Genomic DNA, 22,591 nt, shown 5'->3' on the forward strand with positions numbered 1-22,591 from the left:
TCTGGCGCGTCGCATGAATTATCGTCGACGCAACGCGCTTTTTTGTCATCGGACATGGCAAGTTCCGCTCGGCCGCCTATACTGCGGAGTGAGTAGCCTTTTGATCAACGGAACAAGTGCGCCTGCCGATGCACGCCAGAAAAGATAGCCTTCCCGCCAGCATTCTCGCCTCGATCAGGAGCAGGAAAAAGCGGCTCGACGCAGCCCAAACGGAGGCAAGGCCGCGCAGTGCGGGAACGCTGATCGCCTCCTACAACGTGCATAAATGCGTCGGGACCGACCGGCGCTTCGATCCGGAGCGCACCAGCCGGGTGATCCATGAAATCGGCGCCGACGTGATCGCCCTGCAGGAGGCCGATACGCGCTTCGGCGAGCGCACCGGCCTTCTCGATCTCGGCCGGCTGGAGCGGGAGACGGGACTGATCCCGGTGCCGGTTGCCGGCATGGCCAAGGCGCATGGCTGGCACGGCAACGTCGTGCTCTTCAAGAAGGGGTTGGTGCACGACGTGCACCAGGTCAAACTGCCGGGGCTGGAGCCGCGCGGCGCCCTCGTCGCCGAAATCGAGCTGGAGCAGGGCGGGGTGCTGCGCATCATCGCCGCGCATTTCGGCCTGCTGCGTCATAACAGAGCCCAGCAGGCCCGCACACTGGTCGAGCTTATCAATGACAGGCACGAAATGCCGACCATCCTGCTCGGCGACCTCAACGAATGGCGACTGGGCGACCGCTCCTCGCTCAACACCTTTCAATCCGCCTTCGGAGAGCTGCCGCCGGCCGTGCCGAGCTTTCCCGCCGGTCTGCCGCTTCTGGCGCTCGACCGCATCATCGCCAACCGCAAGGGGATTATTTCACAGGTGGAAGCGCATGATACGCCGCTGGCGCGCATCGCCTCCGACCACCTGCCGATCAAGGCGCTGATCGATCTGGAGCCGGTGGGCGGTTAAAAACTCCATCGACTGAGACGTCATCGGAGCGGCTCGATGGATCGCCGAGTGCTCTCACTTCGGGCGGAACAGCCGCGTGAGACGGCGAAACCGCTGAGCCCACAATTGCGGATCGATCTTTTCCGATGAGGATGGTGCGGTCAATCGCTCAATGCGAGGCAAGAGAAACGCAGCCCAATCGTCAAGATCGCTTTTGCTGAAATAAGGCAGCCATACGTCGGAGGGGGCCTCCCATTGTCGTGGATTTGCTCGAGCCAGATCGCCGAGCTTGACCAATATCATTTGGCCGTTGCCTCCGACGACTTCGATCTCCGGGTCGGGATCGGGCCTGGGAAGACGCGCGATGATGCTTTCTTCCAGAGCTTTTCCAATTCTTCGATCCGCCTCGTCGAGGCGACCAAGTATTCTTGTGTCACCGGCTGGGCCGGAGCCCTCTGTCATGTTGATCGTAAATTTGGCACCCATAATGCTGTTCGAATATTGGGATACCTGCAGCCAGCAAACCCTTCCGTCCCGGGCAAAGCTGCACCTGCCCGCGTTCTGGGATTCCCAGCCGAACTCCCGAAATCTCGGAGCCAGCAGCGAGCGCATATGTCGGTGAAAATCTCTGCTTTTCAGGTAGTCGCGCATGCCTTTGTCCCAGGGGTATGCCTCGCGCTGGAGCATCTCACGGCATGCTCGAAGGCACAACGGACGCTTGTGTCGTCGCAAGCGTCTGTCAGCACGCGTATCTGAAAATATTCAGAACCGAAAGGGATGGCGTCTGCGATTTTCGATCGGCCGCGGCTGGGAGGTCGCTGGGTCAGGTCCCGGATCGGCGGCCTGAAGACGGCTGATGTTGGCGAAGGCGCATTTGTTGCGAGCTGGCGCCGGCCGGTCGATGTCAGCCGGCGCCGTATGTCCTGTCGTGCAATTGGCGCTAGAGAGCGCCCGCCGCCTGCAGCAGCTTGCGATCGAGATCGACTGCCACGCGGGACTCGTTGTCGAGAACCATGGTCGCCGGCTTGTCGGTTGTGTAGGCCGGCCAGTCGGGCAGACCATCGGCGCTCGGCTTGCCGTTGCGGGCGAAATTCACCCAGGCCTGGCTCACCTTCCTGGACAGCGCGAGGGCGTCGCTGCCACCGCCGGTCGACGTCTTGACCAGGGCGGCGTTGGCAAACACGTAGGGCAGTTCCGCACAATGCCAGGCCATGGCAATCCCATCGAGGACTGGTGACTCGTAGGCGAACATGTAGGAGTAGACCGGAGCCCCGTTCTGCTTCGCCTTCAGGTCGAGATCACGGATGGCGCCCGGCCGGAAGCGCAGATCCAGGAAATAGGCGTCGGCGATCCTCTTTTCGGGGTAGGCGGCCATGAATGCCTTGCCGACCGCCTCGGCCTTATCGGCGAAGCGCTCCTTCAGCTTGGCCTCAGACTTCGCACCGTCCCAGCCGTTCTTATTGTCGGCAAGCAGCTCGCCCGCCTTGTGAGTGATGACCGTCTCGAATTCATTGAGGGTGTTGCCGACCATCAGCGGAATGTCCTTGGCCTGATCGACCCACTCTGTTCCGACAGGATTCGCTGGAATGTAGTCGCCGTCCTGAACGGGCGCATAGCGGGCGTCCTTCGCGCCCTGGGCGGTCGCGTCCTTGATGGCCTTGTCGGCTGCGGCAAGGAGATCGTAGTAGTCGACGTCGGCAAGCTTGTCGATTTCCTCAGCCTTCAGACCGAGGTTGGCGAGCGTCAGTTCGGCCACCTTCCGCGAGGACGCCTGATCGACGACCGAATCGGTCCGCGAGCCGCTCTGGACGATCGCCTTCTGAAAGAGGCCCTTCGCCGAAGGCGTCCCCATCAGGGCGCGCACCTTGTAGCCGCCGCCGGACTGGCCGAAAATCGTCACATTGCCGGGATCGCCGCCAAAGGCTTCGGCGTTGTCGTGGACCCATTTCAGCGCAGCGACGAGATCGGTGATGCTGGCATTGCCCGACCGTTTGTACTTCTCGCCATAGGCGGAAAGATCGAGGAAGCCGAGCGCGTTGAGCCGGTGGTTGAGGGTGACGACGACAACATCGCCGTCCTTGCTCAGATTGTGGCCGTCATACGAGGTCAGCTCGATACCGGAGCCGTTGGTGAATCCGCCTCCATGAATCCAGACCATGACCGGCCGCTTTTTGCCGTCCTTGATCGCTGGCGTCCAGATGTTCAGGAACTGGCAGGCTTCGCTCATCGGCAGATAGCGGTGCGGATTGAAGAGTTCGTCGCCCGCCACTTCCTTCATTCGGGGGATGAAGCAGTTCTCGCCGTAGGTGACAGCCGGACGGATGCCTTTCCAGGGCGCCACCTCTTCGGCCGGCATGAAGCGGTCGGCACGTGCATAGGGGACGCCGAGATAACTGTAGATTCCATCATCGAGTGCGCCGACGAGATTGCCCTTGTTGGTTTCGACGACCGTCTTGCTCTGCGAGGCAACAAACTCTTCGGCGAGAGCCGGCGCGCCGACAATGGGAGCTGTCATCGCCGACAGCGCAAACAGCACAGCATAACGAGGTAACAATATGCTTTTCATCAACTTTTCCTCTTGTCGTTGATTTCGATTTTTCAAAAGCCCGACGGCCGCCGTCCCCGGCCGTCGGTGACTAACTAGGTCAGAGCGGACGATTGTCAGGGCCATGTCAGATGGTTGTTGAAGAGGGATCACACGGGAGAGTTGGACAGTTCTTCTTTGCCGAAAATCACTGCTTGACGTCTTTCGCTCTTTGAGAAATGCTAAGATGTCAGACCAATTTCACGCGCTGACTGCCTGATAAGAAAATGGGGAACCATGAAGGCAAATCGTAGCGACAGGCCGGTGATCCGGCCGCTTCCGGTCATGGACCGCGCGCGTCAGGTGACTGATGCGCTGGCGGATTATGTCGAGGAGGCACGGTTGCAGGCGGGTGACCGTCTGCCGGCCGAGCGGGAGCTGATGGCAGCCCTTGCCGTCGGCCGTTCGACCATTCGCGAGGCGATCCGCCATTTCCAGGCGCTCGGCGTCATCGAGACGCGCAAGGGCAGCGGCACCTATCTGTTGAAGCCGGTTTCCCGGGCGACGATCCATATGCCGCTGTCGTTCGACGCGGTGCATCTGCGCGACGCGCTGCTGCAGACGCTGGAGGTCCGCCGCGGCATCGAATGCGAGGCGGGCATGGTCGCGGCGCGGCGGCGCACAGCAAGGGATCTCGTCGTTATCGAGGAAAAGCTCGATGAAATGGAGCGGGTGCATTTGGAGAAAGGCACCTCCGGGCCGGAGGATCTGGCCTTCCACCTCGCCGTTTACGACGCCACCCACAATCCGCTGTTTCGCCAGCTGCTCGAGCAGATGCGCGAGACCTTCGAGCGCTTCTGGGAACATCCGTTCGACCGGCAGGATTTTGCCCGCCGGTCCTTTCCCTTTCACCGCACGCTTTTCAACGCGATCGCTGCCGGGGATCCCGAGGCGGCGCGTCTGGAAACATTGAAAATTCTCGACATCGTCGAAGAAGACATCAAGGAAATGTCCAAATGAGCAACGGCGCAGAACCGTTCGACCTTGCCTCCCTCATTACGGCGCACGACGAAGGCAATTTCGCCGAAGCCGTCGTGCCGCCGATTTTCCAGACCTCGCTTTTCACCTTTGCCGATTATGACGAGATGATCGCCTCCTATCGCGGCGAGAAGGTGCGGCCGATCTATACGCGCGGGCTGAATCCGACGGTGCGCGCTTTCGAGGAAATGCTGGCCAAGCTCGAAGGAGCGGAAGATGCGCTGGGTTTTGCCAGCGGCATGGCGGCGATCTCGTCGGCGGTGCTGAGCTTCGTCGAGCCGGGCGACCGCATCGTCGCCGTCAAGCATGTCTATCCCGATGCCTTCCGTCTGTTCGGCACCATCCTGAAGCGGATGAAGATCGAGGTGACCTATGTCGACGGCCGCGACGAGGAAGCCGTCGCCAGGGCGCTGCCCGGCGCCAAGGTCCTGTATCTGGAAAGCCCGACGAGTTGGGTGATGGAGGCGCATGATGTCGGCGCGCTTGCCGCGCTCGCCAGGCAACACGGCGTCGTCTCGATGATCGATAACAGCTGGGCGAGCCCGTTCTTCCAGCGGCCGCTGACGCTCGGCGTCGATCTGGTCATCCATTCGGCTTCCAAATATCTCGGCGGCCACAGCGATGTGGTGGCGGGCGTCATCGCCGGCTCGAAGGCGATGATTGCGCGCGTCAAGGCCGAGGCCTATCCTTATCTCGGCGGCAAGCTTTCGCCGTTCGACGCCTGGCTATTGATCCGCGGCCTGCGCACGCTGCCGCTGCGCATGAAGGCCCACGAGGCATCGGCGCTTGAAATCGCCAGGCGCCTGCAGAAGCTCGATGTGGTGGAGACGGTCTGCCATCCCGGGCTCGCCAACCGTCTGCCCGCCGGCCTCAACGGCACCTCGGGCCTGTTTTCGTTCATCTTCCGCGAAGGCGTCGATATCCGCGCCTTCGCCGATCACCTCAAGCTCTTCAAACTGGGTGTGAGCTGGGGTGGACATGAAAGCCTGATCGTACCGGGCGAGGTGGTGCTTCAGCAGAAGGCACAGCCGAATTCCGCACATGCCTTCGGCATCCATGCGCGATCCGTACGCCTCCATGTCGGCCTCGAAGGAACCGAGGCTCTGTGGAGGGACATCGAGGAGGCGCTCGCCGCCGCCTCATTATCCTGAAACCTGAGAGAAACCTAACAAGGGGGAACTGAGCCATGAAAAAACTAATAATCTCAACGCTCTTTGCTTCGATGATGGCGGGCACGGCCTTTGCCGATACGACGCTGAAGCTTGTCGAAGTCATCACCAGCCCGGAGCGCACCGAAACGCTGAAATCGATCGTCGGCAAGTTCGAAGCCGCCAATCCCGGCACGAAGGTCGACATCATCTCGCTGCCCTGGAACGAAGCGTTCCAGAAGTTCGCGACCATGGTATCGGCCGGCGACGTGCCCGATGTGATGGAAATGCCCGATACCTGGCTGTCGCTCTATGCCAATAACGGCATGCTCGAGAGCCTGGAGCCCTACCTCGAAAAGTGGGAGCACACCAAGGAGCTGACGCCGCGCGCGCTCGAACTCGGCCGCGACGTCAAGAACACCGCCTATATGCTGCCCTACGGCTTCTATCTCAGGGCGATGTTCTACAACAAGAAGCTGCTTTCGGAAGCCGGTGTGGCCGCGCCACCGAAGACGCTGGAAGAATTCACCGCCGCTTCGGAAAAGGTTTCCAAGCTCCCCGGCAAATACGGTTACTGCATGCGCGGCGGACCGGGCGGTCTCAACGGCTGGATGATCTTCGCCGCCACGATGGCCGGTTCGAACAAGTACTTCAACGACGACGGCACCTCGACGATGAACAGCCCCGGTTGGGCCAAGGGCATCGAATGGATGGTCGATCTCTACAAGAAGGGCTATGCGCCGAAGGATAGCGTCAACTGGGGCTTCAACGAAGTCGTCGCCGGTTTCTATTCCGGCACCTGCGCGTTCCTCGATCAGGATCCGGATGCGCTGATCGCCATTGCCGAACGCATGAAAAAAGAAGATTTCGGCGTCATGCCGCTGCCGAAGGGTCCCGACGGCAAGTCCTTCCCGACGATCGGCTATGGCGGCTGGTCGATGTTTTCAACCAGCGGCAACAAGGATCTCTCCTGGAAGCTGATCGCCACCCTTGAAGGGCCGGAAGGCAATATCGAGTGGAACAAGCGCATCGGCGCCCTGCCGGCCTATACGGCGGCCGAGAAGGATCCCTTCTATGCCGGTGACCAGTTCAAGGGCTGGTTCGAGGAACTGGCGGACCCGAACACGGTGCCCACAGTCATGCCGACCTACCTCGAGGAGTTCGCCTTCTTCAAGGATTCGCTGGCGATCAAGACTTCGCAGCAGGCCTTGCTCGGCGATATCTCGGCGAAGGATCTGGCCGATCAGTGGGCGGACTACCTCACCAAGGCGCAGCAGAAGTTCCTCGCTAAGAAGTAAGCGACGGACCGACGGCGGCGGCTGCAGAACAGGCCGCCGCCGCTTCTTTTTATGACGCAGACGGCGCAAGAACGCCGCGAACGGGAACCCTTGGCTGATGACCATTTCCGCCGATACGCTCAACATGCGTCGCGACCGCAGGCCATGGCTGCGTCGCGTTGCCGATGCTTCGGAGCCCTATCTCTACAGCGCGCCGTCGCTGATCCTGATCATCGCGGTGATGCTGGTGCCGCTGACGGTCGGTGTTTCCTATGCCTTCCGCGATATCCAGCTGCTCAATCCGTTTTCCGGCGGCTTCGTCGGGCTCGATCATTTCCGCGAGCTTGCCGGGGATGCCGCCTTCTATGGGGCGTTGCGGAACACGCTCTGGTGGACCGGCGCCTCCGTCGTCCTGCAGTTCGTCTTCGGGCTGATCCTGGCGCTGCTGCTCGACAAGCCGTTTAAGGGCCGGGCAATCGCGCAGGCATTGGTCTTCCTGCCCTGGGCCGTGCCGTCCTTCCTCGCCGGCCTCAACTGGGCCTGGCTGTTCAATCCCGTCATCGGGCCGATCCCGCACTGGCTCTTCGCCCTTGGGCTGATGCATGAGCCGGGCAATATCCTCTCCGATCCCAATTATGCGATGTGGGGGCCGATTGCCGCCAATGTCTGGTGGGGCATTCCCTTCTTCGCCATCACGCTGCTTGCCGCCCTGCAGGCGATCCCGCGCGATCTCTATGAGGCGGCGTCGATCGACGGCGCCGGCTGGTTCCAGCGCTTCCGCTCGATCACCCTGCCGTTTCTGGCGCCGACGATCGCCATCACCGTACTGCTGCGCACCGTCTGGATTTCCAATTTCGCCGATCTCATCGTCGTCATGACCAATGGCGGGCCGGCGGATCGCACACAGATCGTCGCCAGCTACATCTTCACCACGGCCTTCCGGCGGCTCGATTTCGGTTATGCCTCGGCGATCGCGCTGGTGCTGCTCGTGCTGCTGCTTGCCTATTCGATGCTGATCATCCTGCTTCGGCAGACGCTGCTGAACAAGGATTGAGATGATGAGACGATCCGTCATTCCGACCATCGCACACCGCCTGGCGATCCTCTGCTACATCGCCTTCGCGCTCTTTCCATTGTTCTGGCTGCTCAAGGTTTCGGTGACGCCGAACGACCTGCTCTATACCGAAGGTGTGCGCATGTGGCCGTCGCGCACGACATGGGATCACTATGCCTTCGTGCTGGAGCACAGCGCCTTTCCGACCTTCTTCAAGAACAGCTTGATCGTCTCGACCGCGACGGCGGTGACCGTGACGATCTGCGCCTCGCTGTCCGGCTACGCGCTGTCGCGCTTCAATTTCCGGGCAAAATACTGGATCGTCGCCCTGATGCTGCTGACCCAGATGTTCCCGCTGGTCATGCTGGTGGCGCCGATCTTCAAGATCCTGTCGCCCTTGCATCTGACCAACAGTCTGACCGGGCTCGTCATCGTCTACACTGCCTTCAACGTGCCTTTCGCCACCTTCCTGATGCAGTCCTTCTTCGACGGCATTCCGAGAGATCTCGAAGAGGCGGCGATGATCGACGGGGCGACGCAGTTCACGGCGTTTCGTCAGATCATCCTGCCGCTGACGCTGCCGGGCATCGCCGCCACGCTCGGCTTCGTCTTCACCGCCGCCTGGAGCGAACTGCTCTTCGCGCTGATGCTGATCAACGGCAATGACGCGGCGACCTTCCCCGTCGGCCTGCTCACCTTCGTTTCGAAATTCTCGGTGGATTTCGGGCAGATGATGGCGGCGGGCATCATGGCGCTCATTCCGGCCGGCCTCTTCTTCCTGCTCATCCAGCGCTATCTCGTCCAGGGCCTGACGGCCGGCGCGGTCAAGGGTTAAACAAAATGGCATCGATCGATATCCGGAATATCCGCAAAGCCTATGGCCACGTGCAGGTGCTGCACGGCGTCGAGCTCGAAATCCAGGATGGCGAATTCGTCGTGCTCGTCGGCCCGTCCGGCTGCGGCAAGTCCACGCTGCTGCGCATGATCGCCGGGCTGGAGGATGTCACATCAGGCGAGATCCGCATCGCCGGCACCAGGGTGAACGAGCTGCATCCCAAGGATCGCGACATCGCCATGGTGTTCCAGTCCTATGCGCTTTATCCGCATATGAACGTCGCCGGCAATATGAGCTATAGCCTCAAGCTCCGGAAGGTGGCGAAGGAGAAAATCACCAGCGCCGTGGCCGCGGCCGCCGCCAAGCTCGGCCTCGATCCGCTGCTCGAGCGAAGGCCGAAGGCGCTTTCCGGCGGCCAGCGCCAGCGCGTCGCCATGGGTCGCGCGATCGTGCGTCAGCCGAAGGCCTTCCTGTTCGACGAACCGCTGTCCAATCTCGATGCCCGCCTGCGCGAACAGATGCGCGCCGAGATCAAGAAACTGCACGGCGACCTGAAGGCGACCTCGATCTACGTGACCCACGACCAGATCGAGGCAATGACCCTGGCGGACCGGATCGTCGCCATGCATGGCGGGGTGGTCCAGCAGGTTGGCAGTCCGCTCGAACTCTACGACCGCCCCGCCAATCTCTTCGTTGCCGGCTTCATCGGTTCGCCGGGGATGAACTTCCTCGAGGCCACCTATGATGCCGGCGGCGTGAGGCTGAAGGACGGCACGATCGTGCCGCTTGCAAAGCCTTTGCCGCTTGCCGACGGGGCAAAGGTGACGCTCGGCATCCGGCCGGAGCATGTAGTGATGAGCAACGGCGGCGCGGGCCTTGCCACGGATGTGGAACTCGTCGAACCCACAGGCTTCGGCATCATCCTGCACCTTTCCCTGCATGGCCTGCCGTTCAAGATCTTCACGCTGAACCGCGAAGCGCTGAAGGCCGGCCCGAAGGTCAACGTCGCCTTCCCGGCGCAATATCTGCATGTGTTCGACGACGAGGGAAAACGCGTCGATTGAAAGGTTAAGGCCGGTAGCCCGATGCTGTCGGTTTCGGCATACTGTCTCCGGCAGAGATGGGAGGCACGATATGCTCGTCGCGCAGATATCCGATATCCATGCCAGGCCGGACCTTTCGTCGCTCCAGACGCTGGAGCGAGCAATCGGCTGGCTGAGGATGTTCCGCCCGGATGCGCTTGTTGTCACCGGAGATCTGGTGGACGACGGATGGCGGCAAGGCTATCGCCTGGTCGCCGAATGCCTGCGGTCGCTGGACTGCCCTGTCCACCTGTTGCCGGGCAACGGTGACGATGTGCGATTGATGCGGTCCGAACTTGCTGCCGTTGGCACGTGGATCAACGCGACGGGCCCGATGCACTTCCGGACAGCCGTCGATGGCCTGACTCTCTTCGGGGTCGATCTGACCGTCGCCGGTCAGAGCTACGGCGACGTCCTGCCGCATCTGCCGTGGCTCATGAGCGTGTTTGCCGACGTGACGATGCCCTCCCTTCTGTTCATGCATCAGCCGCCATTTAGGATTGGCATCGAGGCGCTGGACCAGGTCGGATGCAGGAACGGCAGTGCGCTTCTCGGCTGCCTCGAGACGATGCACAAGCTGCCGCTGGCGATTCTCTGCGGCCATGTCCACCGCCCCGCGTTTGGTCTTTTGGGATCGATCCCTGTCCAGACCTGCGGCTCCCTCTGCCCGCCCAATCCGCTTCTGCTGGAAGGCCGGCCCGATCTTTCGGTGATCGACGCTCCGTCCTTTCTCATGCATGAGGTCAGCGACGGCAGGTTGGTTTCGCACGTGGTCTCGGTTCCGGCATCCGACATGGGCGTATGAAAGGATTGCATGGTCATTCCTCACGTGCCGCGCGGAAAAATCTTTTGCCGCATCGCCCATGAGGGCTATATCCTTCGCGTGCTCTTGCTGGATTGGATGCCATGACCGACACTGTTCTCGACCGCTTTCTCCGCTATGTCGTCATCGACACGCAATCCGATCCTTCCTCGTCGACGCAGCCGACCACCGGCAAGCAGAAGGACCTCGGACGGGTTCTGGTCGAGGAGCTGCTGAAGATCGGTCTTGCGGACGCACATCTCGACGAACACGGCTATGTCTATGCGACCATCCCGGCCAATAGCGACAAGACGGTTCCGGTCATTTGTTTCTGCTCGCATATGGATACGGCGCCCGATTTCAGCGGCACTGGCGTCAAGCCGCAGATCGTCAGAAATTATGCGGGTGGGGATATCAGGCTTGCCGGCGACACCAGCCGGGTGATCCGCGTCAGCGATCATCCCGAACTGAAGAACCAGATCGGCAACGACATCGTCACCACCGATGGCACGACATTGCTCGGCGCCGACGACAAGGCCGGACTGGCGGAGATCATGGCCGCCGCCCAGATCCTCGTCGACAATCCCGATATCAGGCACGGGACGATCAAGATCCTGTTCACACCAGACGAGGAAGTCGGGCGCGGCGTCAACAAGGTCGACCTGAAGAAGCTCGGTGCCGACTTCGCCTATACGATGGACGGCGAGACATCAGGCCATATCGAGGACGAGACCTTCTCGGCCGATGGCGTCGAGATCGGCATATCCGGCGTGGCGATCCATCCCGGCTTCGCCAAGGACCGCATGGAAAACGCCATCAAGATCGCCGGCGCTATCATCGACCGGCTGCCTAGGGATGTCGCGCCTGAGACCACCGAGGGGAAGCAGGGCTTCATTCATCCCACAGGGGTGACCGGCTCGATGGAGAAGGCGACGCTCAGTCTGATCATCCGCGACTTCACCGACAAGGGGCTGGTGGAAAAGGAAACCATGCTCGAAGCCATCGTCAAAGACGTGATGTCAGCCTATCCGGGCTCGACCTATCGGTTCGAGGTGAAGGAGCAGTATCGCAACATGAAGGTGGTGCTCGACCGTCACCCGGAGATCGTCGACAACGCTGTCGAGGCGGTGCGCCGGGCGGGCATGACGCCGGTGCGCGGCAGCATCCGCGGCGGCACGGATGGCTCGCGCCTTTCCTTCATGGGATTGCCGTGCCCGAACATCTTCGCCGGCGGCCATGCTTTTCACTCGCCGCTCGAATGGGTGAGCCGGCAGGACATGGAAAAGGCCGTTAAGACGATCGTGGAACTGGCGAAGGTCTGGGAAGAGCGCGCCTAAAGCTTCTTGCCTCCAGCGCATCGGCGCGAAAATCGGAATCGATTTTTGAAAGCACGATGCGAGCGGTGAAAGTGTCAGTGCGTCCTTTGTGCGTCCGAAAGGACGCACGGCGCTATGGGCAGTTCTCAAATGGCGGGTTTAGCGACATTCGCCGGCAGGCTTTCGCGCAGCATCACGCTGTCATAGGCCGGGCGGGGAATGGGGATCGCAATCGGCATTCCCGGCTCGGGCTCGATTGACGGTGCCGGCGCCGGTGCCGGAGAAGTCACCGGCGCCGTGATCTGCATCGATGCCGTGCTCGCCGTGGCCATGGGGTCGGGAGCCGGGAGAGGAACGGGAACGGCCGAGGGTATCAGTGCCTCGAATTGCGGCGGCAGCATGCTTTCGCCAGGCACATAATTCATTGCCACCTCGTAGGAGGGCAGCGGCGGCGGCGTTTCAAGCATGCCGTTGGAATCGCGCTTCTCGTAGAAGGCGTTGCCGCCGGCGACCGTCACATAATGCATGTTGTCGTAGGGGAATTTCAGCCCTTCGGTGTGGAAGAACATCGCATCCTTCACCGCAGGATGGCGCGCGCCCTTGATAAGGATCGCATCCGCCGCGCTGGCAAGCTCCGTTTCCGCTTGCGGCTTGACTTCGCGAGTCATCACGCCGGGCGCGAACTGCCTTTTCTGGGCCACGATACCGCAGATGGACGTGGGATAGGCGCCTGAGGTGAGCCTGTTCATGACAACGGTCCCGACGGCCATGTAGCCGTCCTCATCGGAATGCTGCGATTCGAAATACATGGCGCGCTGCAGGCACTCGCGATCCTTGGCCGTGTAATTGAAGGTGACCTTTGCGGTTTGAACCTGCTTCGTCGTGGTCTTCGCCGCCGTTGCCGCCGGTTTCGATGTCGTCGTGCAGCCCGCGGCTGCCAGCCCTACGAACAAAATCCCGATCAGGGATTTTCCAAAGGAAATCTCCGCCCTCAACGCCAGGTGCCTCCTATCGGGATTAGTCCAGCCCTTTATGATTAACGCGCAAAATCTTTTACTCGTCATATGACTGAAATACAAACAACCTTAGATCACAAAAAGCCTGAAGGACTCTCGCCATGTGCGACTTCGGCGATGAGCCCTGATGCCGCCTGCTGCATAATTCCTGAAAATTAAGGAATTATGCAGCAACTCAAAAGGTTACAGCGCCGTTTGCGCGGCCTAAAAAGACGCGCGGAATAATCTCCATCAACTGCGGAACAACTTCCAGCGGGTCGGCTTGAAGGCCACGCGGTTGCGGTCGAGTCTTTCCGCCTCGCTCGGCGGCAGCTCGATCTCGATATGCGGGCGGTCGTTGCCGATATCGAGTTCGATATGGCGGGTGCCGGCCACGCGGCGGCTGGAGACCGGCTGGCCGGCGATGCAGTTTTCAGCTGATTCGCAGAGCCTGACGTCATGCGGGCGGAAGTAGAGCTGCGCCGCGCCATCCGGTTCGCCCTCGGCATTGAGGCCGAGCGAGCGGCCGTCGAAGCGGATGTCGCCGTCCGATATCTCGACCTGCAGGCAGTTCGACTGGCCGATGAAGCCGAAGACGAAGGGAGAATTCGGATTGTCGTAGACCTGGTCCGGCGTGCCGACCTGTTCGATCGCCCCCTGGCTCATGACGACGACGCGGTCGGCAAGCTCCAGCGCCTCGTCCTGGTCGTGGGTGACGAAGACGGTGGTGTGTCCGGTGCGGTCGTGGATCTCGCGCAGCCACTTGCGCAGGTCCTTGCGCACCTGGGCGTCGAGCGCGCCGAAGGGTTCGTCGAGCAGCAGCACGTTCGGCTCGACGGCCATGGCGCGGGCCAGCGCCACGCGCTGGCGCTGGCCGCCGGAAAGCTGGGCCGGATAGCGTTTCTCAAGGCCGGAAAGCTGCACGAGTTCGAGCAGTTCCAGCGCCCGCCGGCGGATGTCGGCCTTCGGCGGTCGCCGCGCACCGCTTCTGACCTTCAGGCCGAAGGAGACGTTTTCGAGCACCGTCATGTAGCGGAACAGAGCGTAATGCTGGAAGACGAAGCCGATATTGCGCTGCTGCACCGATTTCTTCGAGGCATCTTCGTCGCCGAAGAAGATCAGTCCCTCGGTCGGGCTTTCCAGGCCGGCGATCAGGCGCAGCAATGTCGTCTTGCCGGAGCCCGAAGGGCCGAGCAGTGCGATCAGCTCGCCGGAGCGGATGTCGAGCGAGACATCGTGCAGCGCCGGAAAACGATCGAATTCCTTGCGAATGTTTTGAACGCGTACTTCCATTCCAAATCCTTCAGTGCCGCCGGCTGGCGGCGATTTCAGCGCTATAGCGCATTTCCAGCAGCGTCTTCAAAACAAGAGTCACGAGCGCGAGCAAGGCCAAAAGCGTGGCGACGGCAAAAGCACCGGTGAAATTATACTCGTTGTAGAGAATCTCCACCTGCAGCGGCATGGTGTTCGTCTGGCCGCGGATGTGGCCCGACACCACCGAGACGGCGCCGAATTCGCCCATGGCGCGGGCGTTGCAGAGCAGCACGCCGTAGAGCAGGCCCCATTTGATATTCGGTAGCGTCACGTACCAGAAGGTCTGCCAGCCGCTGGCGCCGAGCGAAAGGGCTGCCTCCTCGTCGGCAGTTCCCTGTTCCTGCATCAACGGGATCAGTTCGCGGGCGACGAAGGGGAAGGTGACGAACATCGTCGCGAGGATCAATCCCGGCACCGCAAATAGGATCTTGATGTCGTGCGCGCTGAACCACTGGCCAAGCCAGGTGCTGGACCCGAACAGCAGAACGAAGACCAGACCCGATATGACGGGCGACACCGAGAAGGGCAGGTCGATCAGCGTCGTCAGGAAGGCCTTGCCCTTGAACTCGAACTTGGCGATCGCCCAGGCGGCGGCAACCCCGAAGATGAGGTTGAGCGGCACGCTGACGCCGGCAACGATCAGCGTCAGGCGAATCGCCGAGAAGGTCTCGGTATCGGCGAGCGCCTGGAAGAAGGGGGCAGGCCCCTTGCGGAAGGCCTCGACGAAGACGGCTGCAAGCGGCAGAAGCAGGATCAGCAGCAGGAAGATCAGCGAGATGGCGATCAGGGTGAAGCGCGCGATCCTGTTTTCGGTGGTCACCGAACGCAGCTTCGCGGGTTGAACGGTCGCATCAAGCGCCATAGCCGTACCTCCGCCTGCTCCAGCTCTGGATGAGGTTGATGACGAGCAGCATGGCGAACGAGATCACCAGCATGATTGCCGCAATGCCGGTCGCTGCCGCGTAATTATACTCTTCGAGTTTGATGATGATCAGCAGCGGCGCGATCTCCGATTTGAACGGCAGGTTGCCGGCGATGAAGATCACCGAGCCGTATTCGCCGACGCCGCGGGCAAAGGCGAGCGCGAAGCCGGTGAGCACGGCAGGCGCCAGCCCCGGCAGCAACACGCGGAAAATCGTCTGGAAGCGGTTGGCGCCGAGCGTTGCTGCGGCTTCCTCCACTTCCTTGTCGATTTCCTCCATGACCGGCTGCACGGTGCGCACCACGAAGGGCAGGCCGACGAAGATCAGCGCCACGACGATGCCGGCCGGCGTAAAGGCGATCTTGATACCGAGCGGCGTCAGAAACTGGCCGACCCAGCCATTCGGCGCATAGAGCGCCGCCAATGCGATGCCGGCGACGGCGGTCGGCAGCGCGAAGGGCAGGTCGACCATGGCATCGATGACGCGCTTGCCGGGGAAACGGTAGCGCACCAGCACCCAGGCAAGGATGATGCCAAAGATGGCGTTGATGGTCGCGGCGATGAAGGCGCTGCCGAAGCTGATGCGCAGCGCGTTCAATATGCGCTGATCGAACGCGATCGACCAGAATTGCTCCCAGCCGAGGGCGCTCGACCGGACGGCAAGGCCCGAGAGCGGGATGAGGATCAGAAGGGTGAGCCAGGTCAAGGTAAGGCCGAGCGCCATTCCGAAACCCGGAATGACGCTCGGCCGCTTGAACCGCCACCGCGTGGGGCTATGTGCTTTCATGAAGTCTATTATTGGGCCGGCTTGTAGATTTGGTCAAATACGCCGCCGTCGCCGAAGAATTTCGGCTGTGCGTCCTTCCAGCCGCCGAAGTCGTCGATGGTCGCCAGCGTCAGCTTCGGGAAGCGGGCGATGTCGGCCGGATCGGCGGCTTCAGGCTTGATCGGCCGGTAGAAGTGCTTGGCGGCGATCTTCTGGCCTTCGTCCGAATAGAGGTAGTTGAGATAGGCTTCGGCGACCTTGCGCGTGCCCTTCTTGTCGACATTGCCGTCGACGACGGCGACCGGCGGGTCGGCGCGGATGGAGAAGGCCGGCGTTACGATCTCGAACTGGTCGGGACCGAGCTCTTCAAGCGAAAGATAGGCTTCGTTTTCCCAGGCGAGCAGCACGTCGCCGAGGCCGCGCTGGACGAAGGTGGTCGTCGCGCCGCGGGCGCCGGTATCGAGAACCGGAACGTGCTGTAGCAGTTTCGTCACATATTCCTGCGCCTTGGCGTCGTCGCCGCCATTCGCCTGCTTGGCCCATGCCCAGGCGGCCAGGAAGTTCCAGCGGGCGCCGCCCGAGGTCTTCGGGTTCGGGGTGATGACCTGCACGTCGTCCTTGATCAGGTCGCCCCAATCCTTGATGCCCTTCGGGTTGCCCTTGCGGACCAGGAAGACGATCGTCGACGTATAGGGCGTTGAATTGTTGGGCAGTTTGGACTTCCAGTCGGCCGGGATCTTGCCGGTCTTCTTGGCGATGGCGTCGATATCGCCTTCGAGGGCCAGGGTGACCACGTCTGCGTCGAGGCCGTCGATGACGGAGCGGGCCTGCGCGCCGGAGCCGCCATGCGATGCCTGGATCGTCACGGTTTCACCGGTGTCCTTCTGCCACTTGGCGGCAAAGGCGGCGTTGAAATCCTTATACAATTCGCGGGTCGGATCGTAGGAAACGTTAAGAAGCGTCTGATCCGCGAATGCAGGAGCGATGCTCCCGATTGCGAAGCTGCCTGCCATGACCGCGGCTGCGATGAGCCGGGTGAGCCGTTGTGTCTGCATTGGGGAACCCTCCGTGTTTGTGCCTAAACACTATCAAGTCAGTCGTATAATGAAACGAAGGTTCTTCCGGTTCCGGCACTGCCGTTAGAATGTCATTCCATTTAAGGGGCAATTTGGAAATGGACGTGCCGAAGTTGGCCGCGGCCAATGGGGTCAGCTACGGCCGTGCGGCAGGACCGTGTTTTTTTCGCCACAGTTCCTCCACGAAAACGACATGGTCCGGCAGATTTTTGCCTGGATTTTGCCGCGATGACACTTGCGGATTCCTATATGGCCTCCGTGCGGTCGTATTCACCGGCCGCTACGCGGGGGCAACCCTTGAAGTGCGCCTCGCATTCCAAACCTGTTAGGGCCATTCAAAATGAATATCAGAACTATGCTTTTTGCCTCCGTTGCCGCCCTTGCCGCGGCCTCCGGAGCCCGCGCAGCCGACGCCATCGTGGCGGCGGAACCCGAGCCCGTGGAATATGTTCGCGTTTGCGACGCCTATGGGACCGGCTATTTTTATATTCCGGGGACGGAAACATGCCTTTCGATCGGCGGTTACATCCGTACCGAAGTGCGCTTCGGTGACGACATAGCCGGCGATTCCGACGTAAACTTCTGGACTCGCGGTCAGGTCACCTTCCAGGCCAAGAACGACACCGAGTACGGTACGCTCACCGGCGTCATCACCCTGCGTTACAATGTCGACAATGCCTCCGACCAGGAAGCTTTGCTTGACGAAGGTTATCTCGACATCGCCGGCTTCCGCGTCGGTAAGCTGTACAGCTGGTGGGATGACGACATGAGCGGCGAGACCGATACGCTCGCCAGCAACGAGACGACCCATAACTCGATCCGTTATCAGTACGAGTCCGGCGCTTTCGCGGCCGGCATCTCGGTCGACGAGCTGGAAGACGACTACGCCACCAAGCCGGGCGAAGGCCCGAACAACTTCGGTGTCGCAGGCCAGGTCTCCTACAAGGCCGGCGCCATCAGCGCCTACCTGCTTGCCGGTTATGACACCGACACCAGCGAAGTCGCTGTCCGCGGCATCGTCTATGCCGATATCGGCCCTGGCACGCTCGGCATTGCCGGCGTATGGGCGAGCGGCGCCAACTACTACTACGAAGAGTCCGAATGGACGATCGCAGCAGAATACGCCCTGAAGATCAACGACAAGTGGTCGGTCACCCCCGGCTTCCAGTACTTCGAAAACATCGCTCTCGAAGCTGACGGCAATGGCTTCACCGGCGGCAGCGCCTACACCACAGGTGTCACGATCGACTACCAGATTGTCGAAGACCTGCGTTCGAAGCTCAGCGTGCAATATCACGATGAGGACGAAGGCGACGACGAAGTGTTCGGCTTCCTGCGCTTCCAGCGCGACTTCTAAAATCGTCTGATTGCAGACAAATGGGGCGCGACCTTCGGGCCGCGCCTTTTTCACACCCGGGAATCGGCGATGAAATCGGAATAGAATTCGTCGACCGTCCTTGCCTTGCGCATGGCGGCAAGCACGCCGTCCGATTGCAGCCGCCTGGCGATGGCGGACAGCACGTTCAAATATTCGCCGCGATTGTTTTCCCCGAAGAGCAGCACGACGGCGATGTCCGTCGCAATATCGTCGATCGCTTCGAAATCCAGCGGCTGGGCGAAGCGGAGGAGAAGGCCGCGCGGGCTGGTCATGCCGTCGATCGCCGCATGGGGAATGGCGATGCCGTTGCCGATGCCGGTGGAGCCGAGCTTTTCACGCGCTTCGAGCGCCTTCAGGATGGCCTGGCCGTCGATGGAAAAAGCCTTTGCCGCCTTGTCCGCGATGGTCTGCAGCGCACGCCATTTGGTCGGCGCCGACACGCCGATGAAGGTGTGTTCCGGCCGGATGATGTTGGGAAGATTCATGTCATTCTCAATGCTGTTCGGCTCAATACTGTTCGGGCAGCGGGAGGCAGGGGAGGTCAATCCGGTTCCCTGAGCCGGTAGCCGACGCCGGTCTCGGTGGTGATATAGTGCGGCTGGTCGGGAATCTGCTCGACCTTTTGCCGCAGCTGCCGGACGTAGACGCGCAGATACTGCACATCCGCCGCCGGCCCCCATACCTGTTTCAGAAGAAACTGGTGTGTCAGCACCTTGCCAGCATGCTGGGCGAGCACGCGCAGAATGTCGTATTCCTTCGGCGACAATTTTATTTCGTTGCCGTCGACCTTGACGATGCGCTTGACGAGATCGATCGACAGGCCGCCGGTCTGGAAGATCGCCTTTTCGCCCTGCTGCTGCAGGCGGTGGCGCAACGCCACACGGATGCGGGCGCCGAGCTCGTTGATGCCGAAGGGCTTGGTGACGTAATCGTCGGCGCCGCTTTCCAGCGCCTTGACGATACCGGCCTCGTCGGTGCGGCTGGACAGGATCACGACGGGCATGGAAAGCCCTTCGTCGCGCCACTCCTGTAAGAGGTCGTGGCCTGGTTTGTCGGGCAGGCCGAGGTCGAGCACGATGAGGTCGGGCATGTCGTCGGCGACCGACTGCCGGGCGGCGCTGGCGTTCGGCGCTTCCTGCACCTCGTAACCCTGCGCGGTCAGGCCGACGCGGAGCAGCTTGCGGATTGGAGGCTCGTCGTCGACGACGAGGATTTTGACGGCTGAACCGGTCATCTGAGTTCGTCCAGTTTCGGAATGTCGTTGGGTTTCGGCAGGCGGATGGTGAACACCGCGCCCGGACGGCCCGTCCGGTTGCCGGCGGTGATCGTGCCGCCCATCGCCTCGATGAAGCCGCGGCAGATGGAAAGGCCAAGCCCGGTGCCGGCGCGCACCTGATCGCCTTTGCGCACGCGGTAGAAGGTATCGAAGACCCGGGTGAGATCGGCCGGCGGGATGCCGGGGCCTTCGTCCGAAACCTGGATGACGACGTTGTCGGCATCGGCCCAGCCCTCGATGTGGATCACCGATCCCTCGGGCGCGTATTTCGCGGCATTGTCGAGCAGGTTGAAGATCACCTGCTCGAACAGGACGGGATCGACGCGCACCATCGGCAGGTCGGCGGGAATGCTCATCTCGGTCTTGTGGCCGTCGAGGATCTTGGCGGCACGGCGCAGCGCGCTGCCGATGATATCGCCGGCATAATGCAGCGCATGGTTCGGCTCCATCGCACCGGATTCGATCTTGGTCATGTCGAGCAGGTTGGCGATGAAGCGGTTGAGGCGCTCGGATTCGTCGACGACGGTCGACAGCAGGTCGCTGCGGTCCTCCTCCGGCATCGAGGCGAAATAGTCGCGCAGCGTGCCGGCGGCGCCGAGGATGGCGGCAAGCGGTGTCTTCAGATCGTGCGAGATCGAGGTCAGCAAAGCCGAGCGCAGCCGGTCGGCTTCGGCCGCAAGTCTTGCCCGGTCGACATCGGCGACGAGCTGGACGCGTTCGATGGCAAGGGCTGCCTGGTCGGCCAGCGCATCGAGCAGCCGCTGCTGCTCCGGCGTCAGCAGCGGACCATCGCGGCGGTCGCTGTCGAGGCCGATGACGCCGACGGCGGCGCGCCCGGTTCGGAGCGGCACGTAGAGGCGCTTGGCGCCGGGCAGGGTATCGGCGCCGCGGCCGGCGGCGTGATTGTGCTCCCAGGCCCAGCGGGCGGCGGCGATGTCGGCATCGTCGAGCGTGTCGTCGGGCGGATAACCGGCCTTGACGGCGATCGTGCCTTCTTCCGGCAGCAGCAGCACGACGCGGACCTTCAGCATCGAGGCAAGCTGGAAGGCGGTCGCCCAGAGCACGTCGTCGAGCGTACCGGTGCCGGCGAGTTTCTTGGAAAAGAGATAGAGATCCTCCGTCGTGCGCGCCCGCTGGCGCGCGGACGCCGCCTGGCGCTGCACGGTGGCGGTCAGATTGCTGGCGATGATGGCGACGCCCAGGAAGAAGAACAGGGCCAGCACGCTTTCCGGATCGCTGATCGTCAGCGTGTAGCGCGGCGGCAGGAAGAAGAAGTTGAAGGATAAAGCGCTGAGGATGCAGCTGTAAAGCGCCGGCCGCAGTCCATGGAGGACGGCGGAGGTCAGCACCGCCATCAGGAAGACGAGGGCGAGGTTGCGCACGTCGAGCACCTGGTCGAGCACGACGCTGACGCCGAGCGCGATGGCGACATAACCGGTCGCCAGCAGGTAGGCCCTGAAATCCAGTTCCGGCGCCGTGGCGGCCGCCCTGACGCCGCGCGCGGTGGTGCCGTCCTTCTCATTGCCTGAAATGACATGGACGCTGATCTCGCCGGTCTTGCGGATCAGTTCGTCGGTGATCGAGCGATGCCACCAATCGCGCCATGTCGGCTTCTTCGGGGCGCCGATGACGATATGGGTGACGTTGTTGGTGGTGGCGTGGCGGACGAGCTCTTCGGCGACTTCGCGGCCGGGAAGGGTGATCGCTTCACCACCGAGCTGCTCGGCAAGACGCAGCGTGGATGCAACGGTATCGCGCTCGGCCTCGGTGAGATTGATCGAGCGGTTGGTCTCGATATAGACGGCAGCCCAGGGCGCGCGCAGCCGCGAGGCCATGCGGGCGGCGTAGCGTACCAGCGAGGCGGAGCGCGGATGGTGGTCGATCGAGACGAGGACGCGTTCGCCCGCCGCCCAGGGGCCTGATATGGCATGGGCCTGCATGTGCGTGAGCAGCTGGTCGTCGACGCGCTGGGCGGTCTTGCGCAGCGCCAGTTCCCTGAGCGCCGTCAGATTGCCGGGCGTGAAATAATTGGTCAGCGCCCGCTCGGCGGTGCGCGGCATATAGACCTTGCCGTCATGCAGGCGCTTGATCAGATCATCCGGCGTCAAGTCGATGATCTCGACGTCGTCGGCAAGGTCGATGATCGAGTCCGGCACCGTCTCGCGCACGCGGATGCGGGTGATCTGCGAGACGACGTCGTTCAGGCTCTCGACATGCTGGATGTTCAGCGTCGTATACACGTCGATGCCGCGATCGAGCAATTCCTTGACGTCGAGGTAACGCTTCGGATGGCGGCTGCCCTCTGCATTGGTATGGGCGAGTTCGTCGACCAGCACGAGATCGGGCCGGCGGGCGAGGATACCGTCGAGATCCATTTCCTCGAGCGGCCGGCCCTTGTAGCTGATTTCGACGCGGGGAATGATCTCGAAACCGGCGACGAGCGCTTCGGTCTCCTTGCGACCGTGGGTCTCGACGACGCCGATGACGACATCGAGACCGTCGGCGATCTTGGCCCGGCCGGAGATCAGCATCTCGTAAGTCTTGCCGACGCCGGGCGCGGCACCCAGAAAAATCTTCAGACGGCCACGCGACTCCGCCCTGGCTTTTTCGAGAAGCGCATCGGGCGAGGGCCTGCCGGCCTGGTCGCGATTGTCGTCTGGCATGTAGTTCGGTCTTTCTGCAGATGGCCACCGAGAATGCGTTACGTCTCCGTATCCCTCGTCAACTCAGTTTAGCCGAGGTGCCGGCATGGTTTGGCTCAGCAGGCGGATGGCATTCCTGACACAAATGTCTGCGCCGTAAGTGGTGCGTTACGCCCGCCCCATCCTCCGTCATGCTCGGTCTTGAGCCGAGCATCCACAGCCG

General features: G+C 62.0%; 20 protein-coding genes. 10 read left to right on the forward strand and 10 right to left on the reverse strand.

Annotated elements, in window-relative coordinates; genetic code table 11:
* Positions 1 to 128 precede the first annotated feature (128 nt).
* Entirely contained in the window at positions 129 to 944 is an 816-nt protein-coding gene (locus tag ACMUVN_RS11595; protein WP_414815136.1) for an endonuclease/exonuclease/phosphatase family protein, read from the forward strand.
* A 54-nt stretch (positions 945 to 998) separates the two neighbouring features.
* Here ACMUVN_RS11595 and ACMUVN_RS11600 read toward each other — a convergent pair whose 3' ends face one another.
* Both ACMUVN_RS11600 and ACMUVN_RS11605 read right to left on the reverse strand, forming a co-directional pair.
* Positions 999 to 1,574, reverse strand: coding sequence for a hypothetical protein (locus tag ACMUVN_RS11600; protein ID WP_097622838.1), 576 nt, complete (start codon positions 1,572 to 1,574; stop codon positions 999 to 1,001).
* 289 nt (positions 1,575 to 1,863) lie between these two features.
* Positions 1,864 to 3,489: a carboxylesterase/lipase family protein gene (locus tag ACMUVN_RS11605; RefSeq protein ID WP_047612899.1), complete on the reverse strand. Its 1,626-nt coding sequence runs from the start codon at positions 3,487 to 3,489 to the stop codon at positions 1,864 to 1,866.
* A 255-nt stretch (positions 3,490 to 3,744) separates the two neighbouring features.
* Between ACMUVN_RS11605 and ACMUVN_RS11610 the strand changes: the two genes are divergently transcribed.
* The 8 genes from ACMUVN_RS11610 to pepT all read left to right on the forward strand — a co-directional run bounded on the left by ACMUVN_RS11610 (position 3,745) and on the right by pepT (position 12,020).
* Positions 3,745 to 4,467, forward strand: a complete 723-nt coding sequence (locus ACMUVN_RS11610) for a FadR/GntR family transcriptional regulator (protein ID WP_047612905.1) — start codon at positions 3,745 to 3,747, stop codon at positions 4,465 to 4,467.
* Positions 4,464 to 5,636: a PLP-dependent transferase gene (locus ACMUVN_RS11615; protein ID WP_097622717.1), complete on the forward strand. Its 1,173-nt coding sequence runs from the start codon at positions 4,464 to 4,466 to the stop codon at positions 5,634 to 5,636. Before ACMUVN_RS11610 ends, ACMUVN_RS11615 begins: the two co-directional genes overlap by 4 nt.
* 35 nt (positions 5,637 to 5,671) lie before the next feature.
* Positions 5,672 to 6,931 (forward strand): ABC transporter substrate-binding protein, encoded by a 1,260-nt coding sequence (locus ACMUVN_RS11620; protein ID WP_183844795.1) that lies wholly within the window; start codon positions 5,672 to 5,674, stop codon positions 6,929 to 6,931.
* A gap of 97 nt (positions 6,932 to 7,028) precedes the next feature.
* A complete protein-coding gene (locus ACMUVN_RS11625; RefSeq protein ID WP_183844796.1) occupies positions 7,029 to 7,964 on the forward strand; it encodes a carbohydrate ABC transporter permease in 936 nt (311 codons plus the stop codon).
* A gap of 4 nt (positions 7,965 to 7,968) precedes the next feature.
* Positions 7,969 to 8,799: a carbohydrate ABC transporter permease gene (locus ACMUVN_RS11630; protein ID WP_047613474.1), complete on the forward strand. Its 831-nt coding sequence runs from the start codon at positions 7,969 to 7,971 to the stop codon at positions 8,797 to 8,799.
* A gap of 5 nt (positions 8,800 to 8,804) precedes the next feature.
* Positions 8,805 to 9,863 (forward strand): ABC transporter ATP-binding protein, encoded by a 1,059-nt coding sequence (locus tag ACMUVN_RS11635; RefSeq protein WP_047612917.1) that lies wholly within the window; start codon positions 8,805 to 8,807, stop codon positions 9,861 to 9,863.
* Positions 9,864 to 9,933: 70 nt separating this feature from the next.
* A complete protein-coding gene (locus tag ACMUVN_RS11640; protein ID WP_097543461.1) occupies positions 9,934 to 10,686 on the forward strand; it encodes a metallophosphoesterase in 753 nt (250 codons plus the stop codon).
* Between the two features lie 101 nt (positions 10,687 to 10,787).
* On the forward strand, positions 10,788 to 12,020 hold the full coding sequence (pepT, locus tag ACMUVN_RS11645; protein WP_183844797.1) for a peptidase T: 1,233 nt from the start codon (positions 10,788 to 10,790) through the stop codon (positions 12,018 to 12,020).
* A 125-nt stretch (positions 12,021 to 12,145) separates the two neighbouring features.
* On the opposite strand, the gene ACMUVN_RS11650 is transcribed toward pepT, so the two are convergent.
* From ACMUVN_RS11650 to ACMUVN_RS11670, 5 genes are all read right to left on the reverse strand, one after another.
* Positions 12,146 to 12,994: a cell wall hydrolase gene (locus ACMUVN_RS11650; RefSeq protein WP_047612926.1), complete on the reverse strand. Its 849-nt coding sequence runs from the start codon at positions 12,992 to 12,994 to the stop codon at positions 12,146 to 12,148.
* Positions 12,995 to 13,246: 252 nt separating this feature from the next.
* The gene (locus tag ACMUVN_RS11655) at positions 13,247 to 14,287 is read right to left on the reverse strand and encodes a sulfate/molybdate ABC transporter ATP-binding protein (protein ID WP_047612928.1); all 1,041 of its coding nucleotides are present in this window, start codon (positions 14,285 to 14,287) and stop codon (positions 13,247 to 13,249) included.
* A 10-nt stretch (positions 14,288 to 14,297) separates the two neighbouring features.
* A complete protein-coding gene (gene cysW / locus ACMUVN_RS11660) occupies positions 14,298 to 15,170 on the reverse strand; it encodes a sulfate ABC transporter permease subunit CysW (protein WP_047612930.1) in 873 nt (290 codons plus the stop codon).
* Positions 15,160 to 16,017 (reverse strand): sulfate ABC transporter permease subunit CysT, encoded by an 858-nt coding sequence (cysT, locus tag ACMUVN_RS11665; RefSeq protein WP_047612932.1) that lies wholly within the window; start codon positions 16,015 to 16,017, stop codon positions 15,160 to 15,162. The genes cysW and cysT overlap by 11 nt, the downstream gene beginning before the upstream one ends.
* Positions 16,018 to 16,025: 8 nt before the next feature.
* Positions 16,026 to 17,051, reverse strand: coding sequence for a sulfate ABC transporter substrate-binding protein (locus ACMUVN_RS11670; protein WP_047612933.1), 1,026 nt, complete (start codon positions 17,049 to 17,051; stop codon positions 16,026 to 16,028).
* Between the two features lie 361 nt (positions 17,052 to 17,412).
* On the opposite strand from ACMUVN_RS11670, the gene ACMUVN_RS11675 reads away from it, so the two are divergent.
* Positions 17,413 to 18,429: a porin gene (locus tag ACMUVN_RS11675; RefSeq protein ID WP_028756382.1), complete on the forward strand. Its 1,017-nt coding sequence runs from the start codon at positions 17,413 to 17,415 to the stop codon at positions 18,427 to 18,429.
* A 50-nt stretch (positions 18,430 to 18,479) separates the two neighbouring features.
* Here ACMUVN_RS11675 and ACMUVN_RS11680 read toward each other — a convergent pair whose 3' ends face one another.
* Genes ACMUVN_RS11680 through ACMUVN_RS11690 form a run of 3 tightly spaced genes read right to left on the reverse strand, consistent with a single transcriptional unit; the run spans position 18,480 to position 22,389 of the window.
* Entirely contained in the window at positions 18,480 to 18,935 is a 456-nt protein-coding gene (locus ACMUVN_RS11680; RefSeq protein ID WP_047614905.1) for a PTS sugar transporter subunit IIA, read from the reverse strand.
* A 56-nt stretch (positions 18,936 to 18,991) separates the two neighbouring features.
* A complete protein-coding gene (locus ACMUVN_RS11685; RefSeq protein WP_047614906.1) occupies positions 18,992 to 19,684 on the reverse strand; it encodes a response regulator transcription factor in 693 nt (230 codons plus the stop codon).
* A complete protein-coding gene (locus ACMUVN_RS11690; protein ID WP_063476023.1) occupies positions 19,681 to 22,389 on the reverse strand; it encodes a sensor histidine kinase in 2,709 nt (902 codons plus the stop codon). The genes ACMUVN_RS11685 and ACMUVN_RS11690 overlap by 4 nt, the downstream gene beginning before the upstream one ends.
* Between the last annotated feature and the right edge of the window lie 202 nt (positions 22,390 to 22,591).

Origin of the sequence: Rhizobium sp. IY2 (assembly GCF_047532935.1) — a bacterium.
Lineage (GTDB): Bacteria > Pseudomonadota > Alphaproteobacteria > Rhizobiales > Rhizobiaceae > Rhizobium > Rhizobium anhuiense.